The sequence below is a fragment of the Novosphingobium sp. MBES04 genome (assembly GCF_000813185.1).
GTDB lineage: Bacteria > Pseudomonadota > Alphaproteobacteria > Sphingomonadales > Sphingomonadaceae > Novosphingobium > Novosphingobium decolorationis.
Map to the genome: position 1 here is coordinate 97,039 of NZ_DF850489.1, position 18,219 is coordinate 115,257.

Consider the following 18,219-nt stretch of genomic DNA (forward strand, 5'->3'; position numbering starts at 1 on the left):
AGAAGCGCCGGTAGGCTCGCAAGGGCTGGCTTTACGCGTCGGCCTTCTTGCGGCTCATGCGCTTGCGCTCGTTGGGGTCGAGGTAGACCTTGCGCAGACGGATCGACTGCGGGGTCACTTCGACCATTTCATCGTCGTCGATGTAGGCAATGGCCTGCTCGAGCGTCATGACCTTGGGCGGGGTGAGGCGGATGGCGTCGTCCTTGCCCGACGAACGCACGTTGCTCAGCTGCTTGGCCTTCATCGGGTTCACTTCGAGGTCGTCCGGCTTGGCGTTCTCGCCGATCACCATGCCCTCGTAGAGCTTTTCCTGCGGAGCCACGAACAGGATGCCGCGGTCTTCCAGGTTGTTGAGCGCGTAGCGTTGGCTTCGCCGCTGCCGTTCGAGATCAGAACGCCGTTGAGGCGGCCTTCGATCTGGCCCTTGTAGGGACCGTACTTCTCGAAAAGGCGGTTCATGATGCCGGTACCGCGCGTGTCCGAGAGGAATTCGCCGTGGTAGCCGATGAGGCCGCGCGAGGGGGCCGAGAAGGTGATGCGGGTCTTGCCCATGCCCGAGGGACGCATGTCGGTCAGCTCGGCCTTGCGGCGCTGCATCTTCTCGACGACCGTGCCCGAGTGCTCGTCGTCCACGTCGATCACGACGGTTTCGTACGGCTCGGTGCGCGCGCCGTTCTCGTCTTCCTTGAAGAGCACGCGCGGACGCGAGATGCCCAACTCGAAGCCTTCGCGGCGCATGGTTTCGATGACGACGCCCAGCTGCAGTTCGCCGCGACCGGCAACCTCGAAGCTGTCCTTGTCCTCGCTCTCGGTGACGCGGATGGCGACGTTGGTTTCCGCTTCGCGCATCAGGCGGTCACGGATCAGGCGGCTGGTGACCTTGTCACCTTCGCGGCCCGCGAGCGGGCTGTCGTTGACCGCAAAGCGCATGGCGAGCGTCGGCGGGTCGATCGGCTGCGACTGGATCGGTTCGCTCACCGAGGGATCGGCGATGGTGTGCGCGACGGTCGCCTTTTCAAGGCCGGCGAGCGCGATGATGTCGCCCGCGCGGGCTTCCTCGACGGGAACGCGCTCAAGGCCGCGGAAAGTCATCAGCTTGGACGCACGGCCCGTTTCGATGACGTTGCCCTGGCGGTCCATGGCGCGGATCGGGTCGTTCATCTTGACCACGCCCGACTGGACGCGGCCGGTGAGGACACGGCCCATGAAGTTGTCGCGGTCGAGCAGCGTTGCGAGGAACGAGAAGGGCGCGTCGACGTCGAGGTTCGGTGCGGGAACGTGGTCGCGGATCAGCTTGAACAGCGGCTCCAGCGTGCCTTCGCGCGCTTCGATGTCTTCGCTTGCGTAGCCGTTGCGGCCCGAGGCGTAGAGCACGGGGAAGTCGAGCTGCTCGTCGTTGGCATCAAGGCTGACGAAGAGATCGAAGACTTCGTCGAGGACTTCCTCGGCGCGGCCGTCGGGACGGTCGATCTTGTTGACGACGACGATGGGCTTGAGGCCCAGGCCCAGCGCTTTGCCGGTCACGAACTTGGTCTGCGGCATCGCGCCTTCCGAGCTGTCGACGAGCAGGACAACGCCGTCGACCATCGAGAGGATGCGCTCCACCTCGGCGCCGAAGTCGGCGTGGCCCGGGGTGTCGACGATGTTGATGCGCAGGCCTTCCCACTCGATCGAGGTCGGCTTGGCGAGAATCGTGATCCCGCGTTCCTTTTCGAGGTCGTTCGAGTCCATGGCGCGCTCCTCGACGCGCTGGTTGTCACGGAACGTACCGGACTGGCGGAAGAGCTGGTCGACGAGGGTGGTCTTGCCGTGGTCGACGTGCGCAATGATTGCAATATTGCGCAAGGGAAGCGGGGCGGACATGCGGAGGCCTTCAAAATAAGAGGGGCGCATTGCGGGGCACGATTGCCTGCAAAATCCGCGCGCCCTTAACGGAAATGTTGCATGGCGGCAAGCTATCTTGGGTCCGGCCCTTGCACAGTGAACTGGGTCAGCCCGATGCCTTGGGGGCATCGAATTGGTGGAAAGTTACTCGAAAATCTTTGAAAATTTGCGCCGTACGTGGGACGAATTGGTCATCTGGCCGATGTTTGAAATCGGTCATCCGAGAAAAGAGAGGGGCTCTTATGGTGCCGTACGGCGGTTTTTGGTGGCGGGTTCTCGCCTATTTCATCGATGCGATCCTGTTGCAGATCGCCCTGTCCATCGTGACCGGCTTCCTGGGGCTGGGCGTGGGCTTCAACGCTGCGCTCATGGGCGGCAACGAGGACCTGATCATGGGCCCGATGGTGGCCGCGTCATTCCTGATCAGCTTCGTGGCGCAGTGGCTCTACTTCGCGCTGCTGGAAAGCTCCAAGATGCAGGCGACGGTGGGCAAGCTCGCGATCGGTCTGATCGTGACCGATCTCAATGGTCAGCGCATCAGCTTTGGCCGGGCGACCGGGCGCTACTTCGCCAAGATCCTGTCGGGCCTGATCCTGCTCATCGGCTACATCATGGTGGCCTCCACCCAGCGCAAGCAGGGTCTGCACGACATGATCGCGAGCACGCTGGTCTACAAGACCCGCGACCCGCGTGAGGTTGCCGAAGGCGCCGACGTCTTCGCCTGAGGCGAAAGACCGCGCACCTGAAAAGGGGGGCAGGGGCATGGCGCCCTTGCCCCCCTTTTCGTATCTAGAGCTCGCGCAGGGCGCGGGCAGGCCGGGCGCGCAGCTGTGGCAGCGAGCCGCCCAGCGCAAAGACGAGGACAAGGACCAGCCCGGCGGCGAGGACGGCGAGGATACGCGGCCAGTCGGGCAGCCATTCGAACTCGAAGAGCTGGGTGATGACCGCCCAGGCCATCGCGCTCCCCAGGGCCAGCGCAACGAGGCCCAGCACCAGCGCGAGCGCGCCGTACTCCACGATCTGGAGGACAAGCAACTGGCGGCGGCTGGCGCCCAGCACGCGCAGGATCACGTTGTCGTAGGTCCGGCTGGCGCGCGCGGCGGCAATCGCGCCCAGCAGCACGGCAAGACCCGCCAGCACCGCGACCGAGGCGGCGGCCAGGATTGCCAGCGTCATCTGGTCGAGGATGCCGCGCGCCTGGGTCAGCAGCGACCCGGTCTCGATCACCGAACTCGAAGGAAATTCACGGGCCAGGACCGGGAGGAAATCGCGCGGCCTACCCTTGCCCCCGGTCTCGATGGTGGCGGCGAGGTTATGGGGGGCATCGGCAAGGGTGTTGGGCGAAAAGACCATCACGAAGTTGAAGCCCATCGTGTCCCAGTCGATCCGGCGAAGCGCGGCGATGCGCGCGGTGCGCTCGACACCGAGCAGGCTGACGGTGAGGTAATCGCCCACCTTCAGACCCACGGCCTCTGCAAATTCCTCGTCGATCGAGACGAGCGGCTCGCCCGAGTAATCGGGTGCCCACCATTGCCCCGAGGTCACGGTGCTCCCCTCGGGGACCGTTTCGGCATAGGTGAGGCCGCGTTCGCCGCGCAGTGCCCAGGCGCCCTCGGGGCGCTCGTCGAGATCGGCGACGCGGGTCATCGCGTCCCTGGGGCCATAGGCGATCACCCGGCCGCGCAGGTTGGGCACGATGCGGACGCTGGAGCCGGGCAGCGTGCGTTCGACGGTGGCGCGAAAATCCTCGGCTTCGGCCTTGGGGATGTCGAGCACGAAGTAGTCGGGGGCGCGGTCGGGGAGAGCGGTGCGCATGTTGCCATCAAGGCTGGTCTGGATCGCGGCGATGAGGACGAAGGCGGAAAGCCCGAAGCCGAGCGCGGTGACAAGGGCGCCGGTCTGCGCGCCGGGGCGCGAGAGGTTGGCGAGCCCCGCGCGCAGGATCGGATCGCCGGGACGCGGCAGGCGGGCGGCCAGCGTGCGGATGCCAAGGCCCAGCGCGGCGAGGAGGCCAAGGAGCAGCGCCGATCCTGCGAGGAAGCCGAGCGTCACCATCGGCTGCGCGGCGTTGACAAGCGCGAGCGCAACGATGGCGGCAAGACCAAGGCCCACGGGAAGCGCGAACGTGCGCAGGTTCGCGTGCAAGGGGGAGACGCCCGCGCGCATCAGCGCCATGGCCGGGAAACTGCGCGCACGGGCCAGAGGTGGCGCGGCGAAGATCAGCGCGACAAGAAGGCCGTACGCGGCCGCTGTTGCAAGTGCCGCGGGAGCTATCGTGGTGCCCGTGTCGACCGGGAGGAGTTCGCCCAGCGCGCGGGCCAGAAGCGGGGTGACCGCGACGCCCGCTACGAGGCCTGCAAGGCTGCCGGCCAGCGCGGCGCTGCCCACCTGCAGCAGGTAGATGCGCGCGATATCGCGGCTGGTGGCACCCAGGACCTTCAAGGTGGCGATCGAGGAACGCCGGGCCTCGAGGTAGGAGGAGACGCCGCCGCCGATGCCGATCCCGGCAATGACCAGCGCGGCAAGGCCGACAAGGATCAGAAACTGGCCCATGCGCTCGACGAAGCGCGCGGTGGAGGGGGAGGCGGCTTCGTGGGTGCGAACCTCGAAGGCGTCCTCCCCGAAGGTGTCGGTGAGCGCCTCGGCCGTCGTTTCGGCGTTGCGCGAGGGCGCATCGAAGCGCACGCGCACGGCGCTGCGGTACATGGCACCGGGCGCGGTGAGATTGGCCCTGGCTGGCAGGTCGGCGGCCGAAATGGCCAGATCGCCCAGCGCGAAGCCTTCGGAAAGCTGTTCGGGGTCGCTGGCAATGATCCCGCCGACCCGGACCGTCTCGCCGCCAAGCGAAAAGCTGTCGCCGACATCAAGGCTGAGGCGTGCGGCGGTGCCGCGCGCGATCCAGGCCGAGCCTCTGGGAGGCGCGCCCACGTCGCGGCCATCGGCAAGGGCCAGCGTTCCGTAAAGGGGCCAGTTCGCGTCCACGGCCTTGAGGGCCACGGGCGCGGTGAGATCGCCCTTGCGGGCAATCGCCTGCATGCGGGTGCCTTCCGACACGGTGCCGAGTTCGTGCAGGGCTGTGCGTTCTGCCTCGGTCAAGCCGCGCTGCCACATGCGCAGTTCGATGTCCCCGCCCAGCACCTCGCGGCCCCGGCTGGTCAGCTCGCGCTCGATCGAGCCGGTCAGCGTGCCGATGGCGGCGAGCGCCCCGACACCCAGGAACAGGCAGACGAGAAGCAGGCGCAGGCCCTTGAAGCGGGCGTGAAGGTCGCGCCGGGCGATTTTCCAGGCGGTGGCCCAGGGCAGCGTTTGCTCAGACATCGGGTGCGGACGTGGGCAAGCTGTCGTGGGCGATCACGCCATCGCCGATGGTGACGATGCGCTCGCAGCGCTGCGCGAGGCTGGCGTCGTGGGTGATGATGACGAGTGTCGCCCCGGCTTCCGCTCGGCGCGCGAAGAGCAGTTCGACGATGCTCTCGCCCGTCGCCTGGTCAAGGTTGCCGGTGGGCTCGTCGGCGAAGACGAGCGTGGGGCGCGGCGCCAGCGCGCGGGCAATCGCCACGCGCTGCTGCTCGCCGCCCGAAAGCTGGGCCGGGTAGTGGTCGAGGCGATGGCCAAGGCCGACCGCCGCCAGTTCGGCTTCGGCCCGTTCGTGGGCGCCGGTGATCCCGGCGAGTTCGAGCGGGGTTGCGACGTTTTCGAGCGCGGTCATCGTGGGCAGCAGGTGAAAGGCCTGAAGGACGATGCCGATGCGCCCGCGACGGGCCCGGGCGAGCTGGTCCTCCTCCATCCCGGCGAAGTCCGCGCCCGCGACCTGCAGCGCCCCGGAACTGGCGCGCTCAAGGCCCGAGAGGACCGACATCAGCGAGGACTTGCCCGAGCCCGAGGGGCCGAGCAGCGCCAGCGTCTGGCCCACAGGAACGGTGAGGTCGATGCCCTTGAGGATCTCGACCGCGCTTGCACTCTGGCCGAGCGTCAGGCGCAGGTCCCGCGCGTGGATCGCGGGCGAGGAGGCGGGGGAATTGTCGGACGGGGAGTGGGAAGATCGGGTCACGGCTCCCATATGGGGGGAGATCTGAGCATTTCACAAGCCCGCCGAATATGGAGAAGTCCTTGCGCCGTCTGAATTTCGTGGTTCCGCTGCTGCCCCTCGTCCTTCTGTCGGCCTGCGGCGATCCCGCGCCCAGCTCGGCTCCGGCCAGCGAAGGGGTGGGCGCAGAAGTGGGCGATGTCGGCGCGGCCATGCCGGTGATGGGGCCCGAACGGCGCATTCTTGCCTTCGGGGACTCGCTGCTGGCGGGCTATGGGCTGGACGATGGCGAGAGCTACCCGGAGCGTCTGGAACAGGCCCTGCGTGCGCATGGCGTGAACGCGCGCATCACCAACGCGGGCGTTTCGGGCGATACGACAGCGGCGGGCCTCGCGCGGCTCGACTTCACGCTGGAGAGCCAGCCGCAAAAGCCCGAGCTCGTGATCATCAGCCTCGGCGGTAACGACATGTTGCGCTCGCTTCCCCCCGAGGAGACCCGCAGGAACCTCGAAGAGATCGTCGCGCGCCTGAAAGCCGACAACATTAAGGTTGTGCTCCTGGGCATGCTGGCCGCACCCAACCTGGGCATGGATTATGCCGAGCAGTTCAATCCGATCTACCCGCAGATCGCGCAGGAGGAGGGCGTGACGCTGGTGCCTTTCTTCCTCCAGTCGGTGATCGACAAGCCTGACCTCATGCAGGACGATCACGTGCACCCCACGGCACTTGGCGTCGATGCCATCGTCAGCGCCACGCTCGACGACGTGACCCGGGCGCTGCCTCCGGTCGAGGAAGAGGACACGGCGGAAGGCGGCTGAAAAAGATCGCTTGAAGATCGGGAGGTAGGCCCCAGATAGCCTGTCCCAAGAGGCGCCCCGGGGCGCCGTCCGGCCACTTCGGTTGACGCGCAGGCACAGGTCTGCGACTCTTGGGGCCAAGCTGGCGCGTGTTTGACGCCGCCGAACGAGCGATGCGCGGGGGGCCTGGAGGGCACGGCGCGTCGGAACGAATTATCCCGAAGGAATATCTATGCAGAGCGCAAAGAGCGGCGATACCGTGCTCATCAACTTTGAAGTTCGCACCGATGCCGGTCAGGTTGTCGGCAGCACCCAGCAGGAAGGCCCGCAGACGGTCACCATCGGCGGTTCGGAAATCTTCCCGCAGGTGGAAGCTGCGCTGATCGGCATGGAAGTGGGCTCCGAGCAGTCGGTGACCATCGCTGCCGCCGACGCGTTCGGCCCGCGCCGCGAGGAAATGATCGTCGAGATCCCGCGCAGCAACCTGCCCGCCGAGCCCGAGCCGCAGATCGGCATGGAGCTCGCCGCACGCCAGCAGGACGGCTCGACCGTCAACCTCGTCATCACCGAGATCGGTGAAGAGGCGGTCAAGGTCGACGGCAACCACCCGCTCGCGGGCGAGGACCTGCACTTCGGCCTGACCCTGGTCGAGATCAAGGCCGCCGCCTGATCCGATCCGGCTTGGCCGATTGAAAAGGCCCGCTCCGGCCTCCCTGCACGGGGAGCGCCGGGCGGGCCTTTTTCGTGTCCGTGCAGGGTTACATCCGTGTCGCGGTGCCTTCGCGCACGTGCCAGACGGCGGCTTCCTCCAGGATCGGTCCGAACGGCGCGGTTTCGGTGCCGGTCAGCCAGACCTGGGCGGAGCCCGTGCGAAGCCGGTCGAACAGCGCCTCGCGCCGCACCGGATCGAGATGCGCTGCAACCTCGTCCAGCAGCAATAGGCGCGGGCGCGTCTCGCCGCCGCTTTCGAGCAGGTGCGAGTGGGCCAGGACAAGAGCGATCAGCATGGCCTTCTGCTCTCCGGTCGAGCAGTCCGCGGCGGGCTGGTTCTTGGCGGCCATGATGACCTCCAGCTCGTCGCGGTGGGGGCCGGTCAGCGTGCGCTGGGCGGCGCGTTCGCGCGGGCGGCTTTCGCGCAGGGCTTCGGCCAGCGCTTCGGCGGCGGTCGGGCCGCCGGGGCGGTAGGTGAGGGCGGGCCTTGCAAAGGGCGCGTCGGGTAGCGCGGCGAGGACCGCGTCCAGCTGGGCAATGAGGTCCGCGCGGGCCTGCGCAACGGCGCTTCCCGCCTCCGCGATCTGGAGCTCGATCGCGTCGAGCCACCAGGGATCGGGCGTGCGCGGATCGGCGAGCATGCGGTTGCGTTCGCGCACGGCGTTCTCCAGCCTGGCCGCGTGCCCGGCATGGGCCGGGCGAAGGGCCAGCACCAGCCGGTCGAGAAAGCGCCGCCGTCCGCCTGCGCTTTCGGTGAAGAGGCGGTCCATCGCCGGGGTCAGCCAGCCGATGGAGAGCCACTCGGCAAGGCTCGTGGCCGTCGCGTTGGCGCCGTTGACCTGAACCAGCCGCCGGGTCGGCTTTTCCGGCGCGGTGCCTGTACCGAGGCGCACCGGCGCGGCGCCCGGCACGCACAGGTCCGCGCTGACGGCAAAGCCGCCGCCCCCGTCCTGGCCTGCTATTTCGGGGAGGCCTGCCCGGCGCAGGCCCCGGCCCGGTGCGATCAGGCTGATGGCTTCGAGCACGTTGGTCTTGCCCGCACCATTCTCGCCGACCAGCAGGTTGAACTGCGCCGTGCCCGAAAGGACGGTTTCGCTGTGGTTGCGAAATCGGGAGAGGAACAGGCGGTCGAGCATGGGCCGCGCGGGCCTAGCCGGTTCGGACCCGGCTTGCCAAGAGGCGCCCTGCGATGGCGCACTCAGACCGCGTCGGTCTTGGCAAACGGCGAGAAGTCGAGGTTGTCGTCGAAGACGTCCACGCCCTCGCGCGCTTTCAGCCAGCCTACGACGAGGTAGGTGAGCGGGGTGAGGACGGCCTCCCACAGCACCTTGAGCGCCCAGTTGGTGAGCATGACGACAAGGATCGACTGGCCCGTCCACACGCCCAGGAACGCGACCGGGTAGAAGATCGCGCTGTCCATCGCTTGTCCGAAGACGGTCGAGCCAATCGTGCGCATCCACATGTGGCGCCCCTTCGTCCACACCTTCATCTTGGCCATGACGTAGGAATTGACGAACTCGCCCGCCCAGAACGCGACGACCGAGGCGGCAACGATGCGCCAGGTGCTGCCAAAGACCGAGACGTAGGTGGACTGGCACACGGTGCCGGGGTTGGAGGCGGACACGACGTCGGCCAGCAGCGGGTCGGCGCTCGCCGCGCAGCCCCAGTCGGCCGACGGGGGCATGGCAACGACGACGAAGCTCATGAAGGCCATGAAGATCAGCGCGAAGAAGCCGACCCACACGCAGCGCCGCGCGTTGGCATAGCCGTAGACTTCGGTCAGCACGTCGCCCAGCACGTAGCTGACGGGGAAGAACAGGATGCCCGCGCCGAAGGTCCAGCCCTCGACCGTGGTCAGCTTGGCCGCACCAATGAGATTGGAGAGCAGCAGGATCGCCACGAAGGCGGCCATCGCGTAGTCGAAATAGCGAAAGTGGCGCCGCCCACCGCTCTTCCCGTCGATGCGGGTGAGGTGCGAGGTGGTGGAAGAGGGGGATGCTTGCGGATGCGCCTGTGCCATGGCGCTTTGCCTAACCTGCCTTTCCCCCCAAACAAAGCGTTGATTGCATGCCTCAGGCGGTTTGCGCAAAGCCCGAAGCGCGCTATGAGCCCTGATGTGCGCGCCCGTAGCTCAGCTGGATAGAGCACGAGCCTTCTAAGCTTGGGGTCGCAGGTTCGAACCCTGCCGGGCGCGCCATTTCCCTTTCATCGCTCCTATGCGGGGCAGGGCTCTTGCCGCTTCGCGCAGGGAAGCGGCTCAGGTCTCGCCGCCGAGGTTGGCCAGTGCATCGCCCGGGGTGAGGATGAAGCGCCAGATGAGCGCGCCCAGCGCAGCCCCGATCATGGGGGCGCTCCAGAACAGCCAGAGCTGGGCGAGCGCGTCGGTTTCGGCGAAGAGGGCAACGCCGGTCGAGCGGGCCGGGTTCACCGAGGTGTTGGTGACGGGAATCGAGACAAGGTGGATGAGCGTGAGCGCAAGGCCAATGGCAATCGGCGCGAAGCCGCCTGGCACGTAGGCCGAAGTGGCGCCCAGAATCACGATAAGGAAACCGGCGGTCAGCACGATCTCGGCAAGCAGCGCGGCGCTCAGCGAATAGCCCCCGGGCGAAAGATCGCCAAAACCGTTCGAGGCAAAGGCCCCCGCGGTGAAACCCGGCTGGCCCGAGGCGATGGCGTAGAGGACGGCGCCCGCGACAATTGCGCCCAGCACCTGGGCGATCCAGTAGGGCACAAGGTCCCTCCAGGCAAAGCGCCCCGCAATGGCAAGGCCGAGCGAGACCGCCGGGTTGAAATGCCCGCCCGAGATACCGCCCACGGCGTAGGCCATGGTCAGTACGGTCAGCCCGAAGGCGAGGGCGACCCCGGCAAAGCCGATACCCAGGTCGGGGAAGCCCGCCGCAAGGACGGCCGCGCCGCACCCTCCGAAGACGAGCCAGAATGTTCCGAACAATTCGGCACCCAGTGTGCGCAGCATGGCAGTCCCTTCCCTGTCGTGAAGGGGCTTATCCTAAGGGGGTGTTCGCTAGGCGCTCTCGTGGATAGGCCTGAGGTCTCGGGGATATTTCTACGCATCAGGCGCGTGGACCTGTCCGCGTGCGGGGAGGCGCGTCGCTGTACTTGGGGTTTTCCGCAATGGCCGGCGAGGGGTGTGCCGGTCCAAAGTGCGCGCGTGCGTGCGCCCTTGAGCCGGGAGGCGGACGGGCATAGGCTGCCCGCTGTCCTGCAAGAGGGCGCACCGGGCCAGACGGCCTTCGAGATGTGCCGGGACCACGAGAGGAGCACGAAGCGATGAACGCGAGCACGCCCACCGACACCGCCAAGGGGGGCATGTGCCCCGTCGTCCACGGAGGCATGACCTCGGCGGGGACCTCGAGCACGGGCTGGTGGCCCCAGGCCCTCAAGCTTGAGATCCTGGCCCAGCACGACACCAAGACCAACCCGATGGGCGCGGGCTTCGATTACCGCGAGGCGCTCAAGTCGCTCGATATCGAGGGGCTGAAGGCGGATATGCGCGCGCTGATGACCGACAGCCAGGATTGGTGGCCCGCCGACTGGGGGCACTATGGCGGGCTCATGATCCGCATGGCCTGGCACTCGGCCGGGTCCTACCGCATCGCCGACGGGCGCGGCGGTGGGGGGACGGGCAACCAGCGCTTTGCCCCGCTCAATTCCTGGCCCGACAACGTCAGTCTCGACAAGGCGCGGCGTCTGCTCTGGCCGCTCAAGAAGAAGTACGGCAACGCGGTCAGCTGGGCCGATCTGATGATCCTGGCGGGCACGATCGCCTACGAGACGATGGGGCTGGAGCCGTTCGGCTTCGGTTTCGGGCGCGAAGACATCTGGGCGCCCGAAATCGACACCTACTGGGGGAGCGAGACGGACTGGCTGGCGCCGAGCGGCAGCGAGGGCACCCGCTATTCGGGCGAGCGGGACCTGGAGAACCCGCTGGCGGCGGTCATGATGGGGCTCATCTACGTCAATCCCGAAGGGTGGACGGCAATCCCGACCCGATGAAGACCGCGCACGACATGCGCGTCACCTTCGCGCGCATGGCCATGGACGATGAGGAGACCGCCGCGCTCACCGCAGGCGGGCACACCGTGGGCAAGTGCCACGGCAATGGCGATGCCAGCGCGCTTGGTCCCGAGCCCGAGGCGGCGGGCGTCGAGGCGCAGGGGTTCGGCTGGGTCAATCCGGGCGGCACCGGGGTCGGCCCCGACGCGATCACCAGCGGCATCGAAGGTGCCTGGACGAGCAACCCCACGGTCTTTGATATGGGCTATTTCGACATGCTCTTCGACCACGAGTGGGAACTGGCCAAGAGCCCGGCGGGGGCCTGGCAGTGGGAGCCTGTTTCCATCGCCGAGGAGGATCGTCCGCTCGACGTTGCCGATCCCACCCGGCGCCACAATCCGATCATGACCGACGCGGACATGGCGCTCAAGGTCGACCCCGACTATCGGCGCATCATGGAAGGTTTTCGGGCCGATCCGGCACGCTTCAAGGACGCCTTCGCGCGGGCCTGGTTCAAGCTGACCCACCGCGACATGGGGCCACGAGCGCGCTATTTCGGCCCGGACGTGCCGGCCGAGGAGCTGCTCTGGCAGGACCCGGTGCCGCAGGGCCCCACCGACTATGACGTCGCCGCGCTCAAGGAATGGATCGCGGGCAGTGGCCTCACCACGCGCGCGCTGGTGTCGACGGCCTGGGACAGCGCGCGCACGTTTCGGGCCTCGGACATGCGCGGGGGCGCGAATGGCTCGCGCATTCGCCTGGCGCCGATGAAGGACTGGGAGGGCAACGAGCCCGAGCGGCTGGGGCGCGTCATCGGGGTGCTCGCCTCGCTGGCGGATTCGGTCGGGGCAAGCCTTGCCGATACCATCGTGCTGGCGGGCAACGTCGCCATCGAGCAGGCCGCTGCGGCGGCGGGCTTCCCGATCGAGGTGCCGTTCACGCCCGGACGGGGCGACGCGAGCGCGCAGCAGACCGACGCGGAGAGCTTCGAGCCGCTCGAGCCGCTGCACGATGGCTACCGCAACTGGCTCAAGGCCGACTTTGCGGTAAGCCCGGCGGAACTGATGCTCGACCGGACCCAGCTGATGGGGCTGACCGCGCCGGAAATGACCGTACTCGTGGGCGGCATGCGGGTACTCGGCACCAACCATGGCAACAGCGAACTGGGCATGTTCACCGAGCGCGAAGGCGTGCTCAGCACCGATTTCTTCGTGAACCTCGTGGACATGGGCAATCGCTGGGAAAAGATGGAGGACGGCCATTACGCCGTGATCGACCGGGCTTCGGGGGAGACCCGATGGACGGCGAGCGAACTCGACCTCACCTTCGGTGCGAACTCGATCCTGCGGGCCTATGCCGAAGTCTACGCGCAGGACGACAACCAGCAGAAGTTCGTGGAGGACTTCGTGGCGGCCTGGACCAAGGTGATGAACGCGGACCGCTTCGACCTCGCCTGATCGCCCCGTCCCGGATACAAGAAAAAAGGGCCGCATCGCTGCGGCCCTTTTCCTGTCTCGGGTACATGGAGACGAAATCAGTCGACGAAGGCGCGCTCGATCACGAAGTCGCCGGGCTTGGAGTTGGAGCCCTCGGTGAAGCCGATGCTTTCGAGGTACTCGGCCTGGCCCTTGATCATGTCCATCGAGCCGCACAGCATGATGCGGTCGGTCTCCGGGTTGAGCTTGGCATCGCCGTCCAGGCCCTGGAACAGGCGGCCGTTCTCGATGAGGTCGCCGATGCGGCCGGTGGTGTGGAATTCCTCACGCGTCACCGAAGGGACGTAGTGGAACTTCTCCACCGCCTCTTCGCCCACCAGCGGGTCTTCGGCGAGACGGGCTTCGAGCATCTCGCGATAGGCAAGGTCGCTCACTTGGCGCACGCCGTGGACGCAGACGACCTGGTCGAACATCTCGTAGACGTCGGGATCGCGCGCGAGCGACATGAAGGGAGCAAGACCGGTGCCGGTCGAGAAGAAGAACAGGCGCTTGCCCGGAAGCAGCGCGTCGGTGACGAGCGTGCCGACCGGCTTGCGGCCGAGGAAGATCTGGTCGCCGGGCTGAATCTTCTGCAGGCGCGAGGTCAGCGGGCCGTCCTGGACCTTGATCGAGAGGAACTCGAGTTCCTCGTCCCAGGCGGGGCTGGCGACCGAGTAGGCGCGCAGCAGCGGGCGGCCGTTGTCGTCCATCAGGCCGATCATGATGAATTCGCCCGAGCGGAAACGGAAGGTCGAGGGGCGCGTGATCTTGAAGCTGAAGAGGCGGTCGTTCCAGTGATGGACCGAGTTCACCGTCTCGACGCTCAGCGCCTTGGTGGGTTCGAGAGTTACCGGGGCTTCGGCAGTGGGTTCGCTCATCGTGTCAAATTCCTCGGTATGCGCAAAATTCGTTAGTTCGCTCGGCGCGCCGGGAGCGGGAAGATCCCGCCTGGCGGCGCCTGCGGCGTGGTCGGGCCACACCGCCGCAGCCTCCGGGGCAAAGCGGGACATGACCCATCTCGTGTGGCGTGCGTCAAGCGTAACTTGGCCCCTTGGTCAAGATATGGCCAGACGTGGCGGGGTCGAAATTTGCTTGGCGCGGGCCAAAGTTTTCTAACACGTAGGGCGCAACGTGCCGGAAATGCGCATTTTTGGGCCGTAAGCCGGGGTTCTGCAGGTGCGAAAAATGGTGCGCGGGCCGGGCTGTCCGGGAGGCCGCCAGTGGGTGTGGGGCGTCAGGATGAGGTGGCTTTTGCGAATCGGTCGCAAGTTTCAGCTCAGGGTCATTCCGGCGCGAAGCTTCCCGCCTCGGGTGGGGGCCATATCGGACCAAGGGCGGAGGCCGGGGCCGGGGCACCCATCACGGCGGTCCGCGCCTCCCGGCTCCCGGCATCGAGCCAGGCGCGCAGCACGGCGGCAAGGTCCCGGGCGTGGGTGGTGGCAAAGCCATGGCCCCAGCCGGGCGCGTCGAACATGTCGATGTGCGGCGAAAGGTGCCGCGCTGGCTCGGTCTGGAGGGCAAGGTCATCGCCGGTCTTGAGGATGAGCGTGGGATGGGCGAGGGCCTTGAGGGCCGCTTCCAGCTCGTAATCGAAGGCCGCGGCATGGCCCCACCAGGCGTTGGCGCCGCCGGTCATGGCCTCCTCGAAGTGCTCGGCGACCTCCTCCAGGCTCATGCCGGGGCGCTGGTAGTGGTGGACAAAGCCGCGCCACCGTTTGGCCAGGTGCTCGCCGTCCGCGCAGGGGCTCGTCGGGCCGTAGTAGCTCCTGAAGGTGGCACGCTCGTCAGGGCTGAAGAGCGGCGCGCCGATGAGGACGAGACGGCCCACCCGCCCAGGGCTGAGCGCGGCAAGCGCGGTCGCGGTCAGCGAACCTGTATGATAGCCTAGGATGTCAAAGGGGCCATCGGGAGCAAGCGCCTCCATCGCCTCGCCCAGCGCGGCGGCGTACGTCTCGATGGAGGGCTGCGTGTCCGGGGCATCGGACTGGCCATAGCCCGGCGTGTCGAAGGCAACGCTCAGCCGGTCCTCGCCCATTTCGCCCGCCAGCGCCTCGAAGATGCGGCCTGTCATCGGGCTCATGTGGATGAGCAGGAGCGGGCGTTTGCCGCAGTCCCTGTCGGGCTGCGCGATCCGGGCGTGAACCTGGCCGAAATGGCCCTCGACGTAGCGGCGGCGAACGGCCGTCATGGATGTCTCCTTGCAGGGGCGGACAGGGCTCAGGTCTGTTCGGGCTCGATCACCATGGAATAGGAGAAGGCCTCGCCCGGGTGGTGGGTATTGGTGATCTCGAAAGGCACGCCGTCGCTGTCGTGGTAGACGCGCACGATTCGCAGGCACGGTGTACGGCGCGGGATCCCGAGCGCCTTGGCCATGGCGATACTGGCCGGGACCGAGGCAATCTGCTGGATCACGCGCCCGATGGTGAAGTCCCCGTGGCTTTCGAGCTGGCGAAAGAGCGCGCGCGAATCGAGATCGACGCGTTCCAATAGATGCGCCAGGTCCGGGCGGACGTAGGCCTCGATCGCGGCGACAGGGTGGTCATCGCCGCCGCCCTGGGTGAGAAGGCCCCGCAGGCGCGCCCACTTGCCCTTGTGAAGGGCCGTGTGCTGGGCTTCGACAAAGGCGGCCAGGCTGCGGGGCAGGGCGGCCTCGCCGTCGCGTGCCAGCGTCATGCGCGCATCGGCCGCGTACTGGCGGCTGGCATCGAGGCTGGAAAAGGCCTGGAAACGCGCGCTCTCGCGCACGCTGCGTGGCTCCACCACGGTGCCCGAGCCGCGTCGGCGCGAGATCAGCCGGTCGTTCTGGAGGCAGCGCAGAGCCTCGCGCACGGTGAAGCGGCTGACGCCATAGTGCTCGCACAGCGCATTCTCGGTGGGAAAGGTCGCATCCGTGTCGAACTGGCCGGAGCGGATCGCGCGGCGCAGTTCGTCGGCGAGCTGTTCGTAACGTGGCGCCTGCCTCTTGCTCACGGTCTCTCCCTGGTCAGATCGGATATCGGGCGCCGGGGGCGCCTTTCGACGCGCCCCCTTACCTTCATGCGCTGTATCTTTACACGTTCTGGCAGGCACTTGCCCACGCCTTCGCGGCGCGGCTGCGCAGAAGGGCGCGGTGCTCGATGCGCAAGGTCTGGGGATCGAGCGCCTCGGGGGCAAAGTCGATCGCGTTTGCCGCGCTGGCCTCGTACCACGGCGCGAACATCTTGCCCGCGCGCACGATCGACCAGGCGCGGGTGAGGTAGGCGCCGAAACGGTCGGGGGTGAGATCGGGGAACAGCGTCTCGGGATCGCCGAGCGGCGCGGGCGGCAGGACGATCTCGCTGCAGCCCAGGGCCTGCTGAGCCGCCTCGATAACCGCCATCCAGCTGGCGAGGTCGGTCGGCGCAGGGCCGCTCCAGTCATCCGAGAGGCCGTGGCCGGGCAGATCGATGGCGCAGGCCGAGGTCGTGTCGAGGAGTTCGAGCGAACTGCCCGGGGCATGGATCGCCAGTGGCTGGCCCGTATCCCTGGGGCCGCGCCAGTGTAGGCGTCCCGAAAAGCCCTCGCAGGTGAGGGTCAGGAAACCTTCGTCCGCGCATTCACCCAGCTGCGCCGGGGGCGGGCAGGCGTGGGCGCCCAGGTGCGCGATATGCTGGTCCTGCTGCTCGGCGGGCGTGGCGACCTTGCGCGCCTCCCACTGGGCGGGAAGGGCGGGCAGGCGGTCGATGTGCTCGTAAAGAACGTCGGCGGCGTAGGCGAGGATGAGGACGGGGCGGGTCTCGTCGCTGGGGCCGGGTACTTCGCGCGGGGCGCGCAGCACCGCGCCATAGCCCACGCGGTAGGCATCGCCCGAATCGAGCATCTCGCGGATCACGGCGTCCACGCGCACCGGATCGGCATGGGCGACGCCAATGCGCGCCTCCTTGCGGGTGTCGAACCAGGGGAAGAACCAAGTCTGCTCCAGAATGCGGTTCCACAGCCAGGTCAGGTGCTCGCCGTAGCCACTGGGCCGGAAGGGCGGGAGATAGCTCTCCGAGAAGGCCTTGCTCTCTTCCTCGGTCCAGATCGCGTAGCCGCCGATGGCGAGCGCGGTGAAACGCTGGGGCGCGCGCTTGAGCGTGTTGACCAGGATCGTGCCGCCCGAATGGAAGCCATAGGCCGCGACCTTCTCCAGCCCCAGTGCATCGAGCAGGTCGACCAGCGCGTCGGAGAAATCATCGATGGTGGCGTCTGCCTCGGGCAGGGGATCGGACTGGCCGAAACCCGGCGTATCGGGCGCAATGCAGGTGAAGTTCGCGCCCCAGGTGCGCATCAGCGCCTCGTACTCGGTCGAGGAGCGCGGGCTCTGGTGGACCATGAGCACGACGGGGCCTGCACCGCAGCGGCGGTAGTGGACGCGCCGGGAGCCGACATCGACGAAGTGGCGGGTGATTTCCATGGAGGCGGGGTCTTTCGGTTGGTTCAGGCGAGAGGGCAGGGTGGGGCTCAGGCGTCGCCGAGCGGCGCGCCGTCCAGTTCGACGAGTTCGAAGACCGAGGCGAGGTACCCTTGCGCCTCACCCTTGATGTAGAGGCGGTCGGCGTCGCGGCTCAGCCACATGTCGTAGGGCGGGTGGTCGTTGACGATGCCGCGCAGGCGCACCCGGTTGCAGGTGAAGGTGCCGGCCGGGACCGTGACCTCCTCCACGCCCAGGAATTCGAAGCCCGAGGTGGTCGTGGCCAGGCTCGGGCCGGTGGCGCCCAGGTGATGCAGGCTGTGCATCAGGTTGCGGCCCTTGAACTCGACATGGCCCACGCCTTTCTCGAAGGGGAAGGTGGCGGCCAGCCAGCCGTCGGACTGCACCGCATGAAGGCCAAAGCCGCGCATCGGGCGCTGGATCTCGATGGTCTGGCTGACCCGGCCCAGATCCTGCGAATAGCTCTCGCAGTGGGCCTCGGTGTCGGTGAAGCGGAACCAGCCGCTGCCGGTCAGGAGCCCCTTGTTCATGATCCGCACGTAGGCCTCGCAAGGGTGGAAGTCGGCGTGGACCGAAATCACGCTGTCGCGCACGACAACGTCGCCCGCGATGGCGAGCTCGCAGTGCGAGGTGAGCGTACGCATGCCATCGGCGCCGAGCGTGATGTCCCAGTCCTCGAAGCCCCAGGGCGCGGTCTCGTCGACCTTGCGATAGTGGATCCGGCCGCGGCGGCGCGGGAGCGGGGCAAAGGCCGCGCTGGCGGAACTGGCGGGGGTGGAGGCGGGGCTGTTCATCGGTCGACGGTCTCCCTTTTTTCAGACGTCAGGCCATGGGTGAGCCGGACTCTCAGGCGTGAACAAGACGACCTGATGTCCGCCT

13 protein-coding genes, 1 tRNA gene and 2 pseudogenes are annotated in these 18,219 nt (G+C 67.5%); 5 read left to right on the forward strand and 11 right to left on the reverse strand.

Features of this window, described 5'->3' with window-relative positions:
* Positions 1-31: 31 nt before the first annotated feature.
* A pseudogene (typA, locus tag MBENS4_RS14355) lies at positions 32-1,863 on the reverse strand (translational GTPase TypA).
* A 263-nt stretch (positions 1,864-2,126) separates the two neighbouring features.
* Between typA and MBENS4_RS14360 the strand changes: the two are divergent.
* Positions 2,127-2,609, forward strand: coding sequence for an RDD family protein (locus tag MBENS4_RS14360; protein ID WP_052322403.1), 483 nt, complete (start codon positions 2,127-2,129; stop codon positions 2,607-2,609).
* A 64-nt stretch (positions 2,610-2,673) separates the two neighbouring features.
* Here MBENS4_RS14360 and MBENS4_RS14365 read toward each other — a convergent pair whose 3' ends face one another.
* Positions 2,674-5,202, reverse strand: a complete 2,529-nt coding sequence (locus tag MBENS4_RS14365) for an ABC transporter permease (RefSeq protein ID WP_039392585.1) — start codon at positions 5,200-5,202, stop codon at positions 2,674-2,676.
* Positions 5,195-5,944 (reverse strand): ABC transporter ATP-binding protein, encoded by a 750-nt coding sequence (locus tag MBENS4_RS14370; protein WP_039392586.1) that lies wholly within the window; start codon positions 5,942-5,944, stop codon positions 5,195-5,197. The genes MBENS4_RS14365 and MBENS4_RS14370 overlap by 8 nt, the downstream gene beginning before the upstream one ends.
* Positions 5,945-5,994: 50 nt before the next feature.
* Here MBENS4_RS14370 and MBENS4_RS14375 point away from each other — a divergent pair, with 50 nt between their 5' ends.
* Together MBENS4_RS14375 and MBENS4_RS14380 are read left to right on the forward strand one after the other, a co-directional pair.
* Positions 5,995-6,729, forward strand: a complete 735-nt coding sequence (locus MBENS4_RS14375) for an arylesterase (protein WP_445321517.1) — start codon at positions 5,995-5,997, stop codon at positions 6,727-6,729.
* 211 nt (positions 6,730-6,940) lie between these two features.
* Positions 6,941-7,378 carry an FKBP-type peptidyl-prolyl cis-trans isomerase gene (locus tag MBENS4_RS14380; protein WP_039392589.1) on the forward strand — a complete coding sequence of 146 codons (438 nt, stop codon included), beginning with the start codon at positions 6,941-6,943 and terminating at the stop codon, positions 7,376-7,378.
* 88 nt (positions 7,379-7,466) lie between these two features.
* On the opposite strand, the gene recF is transcribed toward MBENS4_RS14380, so the two are convergent.
* Positions 7,467-8,555 (reverse strand): DNA replication/repair protein RecF, encoded by a 1,089-nt coding sequence (gene recF / locus MBENS4_RS14385; RefSeq protein WP_039392590.1) that lies wholly within the window; start codon positions 8,553-8,555, stop codon positions 7,467-7,469.
* 62 nt (positions 8,556-8,617) lie between these two features.
* A complete protein-coding gene (locus MBENS4_RS14390; protein WP_039392591.1) occupies positions 8,618-9,439 on the reverse strand; it encodes a queuosine precursor transporter in 822 nt (273 codons plus the stop codon).
* A 100-nt stretch (positions 9,440-9,539) separates the two neighbouring features.
* Here MBENS4_RS14390 and MBENS4_RS14395 point away from each other — a divergent pair.
* Positions 9,540-9,616, forward strand: a tRNA-Arg gene (locus MBENS4_RS14395).
* A gap of 60 nt (positions 9,617-9,676) precedes the next feature.
* On the opposite strand, the gene aqpZ is transcribed toward MBENS4_RS14395, so the two are convergent.
* On the reverse strand, positions 9,677-10,393 hold the full coding sequence (gene aqpZ, locus MBENS4_RS14400; RefSeq protein ID WP_039392592.1) for an aquaporin Z: 717 nt from the start codon (positions 10,391-10,393) through the stop codon (positions 9,677-9,679).
* A 314-nt stretch (positions 10,394-10,707) separates the two neighbouring features.
* On the opposite strand from aqpZ, the pseudogene katG reads away from it, so the two are divergent.
* A pseudogene (gene katG, locus MBENS4_RS27215) lies at positions 10,708-12,890 on the forward strand (catalase/peroxidase HPI).
* Between the two features lie 77 nt (positions 12,891-12,967).
* On the opposite strand, the gene MBENS4_RS14410 reads toward katG, so the two are convergent.
* The 5 genes from MBENS4_RS14410 to MBENS4_RS14430 all read right to left on the reverse strand — a co-directional run bounded on the left by MBENS4_RS14410 (position 12,968) and on the right by MBENS4_RS14430 (position 18,134).
* Positions 12,968-13,786, reverse strand: a complete 819-nt coding sequence (locus MBENS4_RS14410; protein ID WP_039394904.1) for a ferredoxin--NADP reductase — start codon at positions 13,784-13,786, stop codon at positions 12,968-12,970.
* A 404-nt stretch (positions 13,787-14,190) separates the two neighbouring features.
* Positions 14,191-15,096, reverse strand: coding sequence for an alpha/beta fold hydrolase (locus tag MBENS4_RS24215; protein WP_052322404.1), 906 nt, complete (start codon positions 15,094-15,096; stop codon positions 14,191-14,193).
* Positions 15,097-15,125: 29 nt separating this feature from the next.
* Positions 15,126-15,878, reverse strand: a complete 753-nt coding sequence (locus MBENS4_RS14420) for a GntR family transcriptional regulator (protein WP_052322405.1) — start codon at positions 15,876-15,878, stop codon at positions 15,126-15,128.
* 79 nt (positions 15,879-15,957) lie between these two features.
* Positions 15,958-17,322, reverse strand: a complete 1,365-nt coding sequence (locus tag MBENS4_RS14425) for an alpha/beta hydrolase (RefSeq protein ID WP_039392593.1) — start codon at positions 17,320-17,322, stop codon at positions 15,958-15,960.
* Positions 17,323-17,369: 47 nt separating this feature from the next.
* Complete coding sequence (locus MBENS4_RS14430; RefSeq protein WP_039392594.1) at positions 17,370-18,134, reverse strand: hypothetical protein; 765 nt, start codon at positions 18,132-18,134, stop codon at positions 17,370-17,372.
* Positions 18,135-18,219: the final 85 nt, after the last annotated feature.

Coding starts and splice junctions, on each gene's coding strand:
- MBENS4_RS14360 (WP_052322403.1), top strand. CDS start 2,127: ATGGTGCCGTACGGCGGTTTTTGGTGGCGGGTTCTCGCCTATTTCATC.
- MBENS4_RS14365 (WP_039392585.1), bottom strand. CDS start 5,202: ATGTCTGAGCAAACGCTGCCCTGGGCCACCGCCTGGAAAATCGCCCGG.
- MBENS4_RS14370 (WP_039392586.1), bottom strand. CDS start 5,944: ATGGGAGCCGTGACCCGATCTTCCCACTCCCCGTCCGACAATTCCCCC.
- MBENS4_RS14380 (WP_039392589.1), top strand. CDS start 6,941: ATGCAGAGCGCAAAGAGCGGCGATACCGTGCTCATCAACTTTGAAGTT.
- recF (WP_039392590.1), bottom strand. CDS start 8,555: ATGCTCGACCGCCTGTTCCTCTCCCGATTTCGCAACCACAGCGAAACC.
- MBENS4_RS14390 (WP_039392591.1), bottom strand. CDS start 9,439: ATGGCACAGGCGCATCCGCAAGCATCCCCCTCTTCCACCACCTCGCAC.
- aqpZ (WP_039392592.1), bottom strand. CDS start 10,393: ATGCTGCGCACACTGGGTGCCGAATTGTTCGGAACATTCTGGCTCGTC.
- MBENS4_RS14410 (WP_039394904.1), bottom strand. CDS start 13,786: ATGAGCGAACCCACTGCCGAAGCCCCGGTAACTCTCGAACCCACCAAG.
- MBENS4_RS24215 (WP_052322404.1), bottom strand. CDS start 15,096: ATGACGGCCGTTCGCCGCCGCTACGTCGAGGGCCATTTCGGCCAGGTT.
- MBENS4_RS14425 (WP_039392593.1), bottom strand. CDS start 17,322: ATGGAAATCACCCGCCACTTCGTCGATGTCGGCTCCCGGCGCGTCCAC.
- MBENS4_RS14430 (WP_039392594.1), bottom strand. CDS start 18,134: ATGAACAGCCCCGCCTCCACCCCCGCCAGTTCCGCCAGCGCGGCCTTT.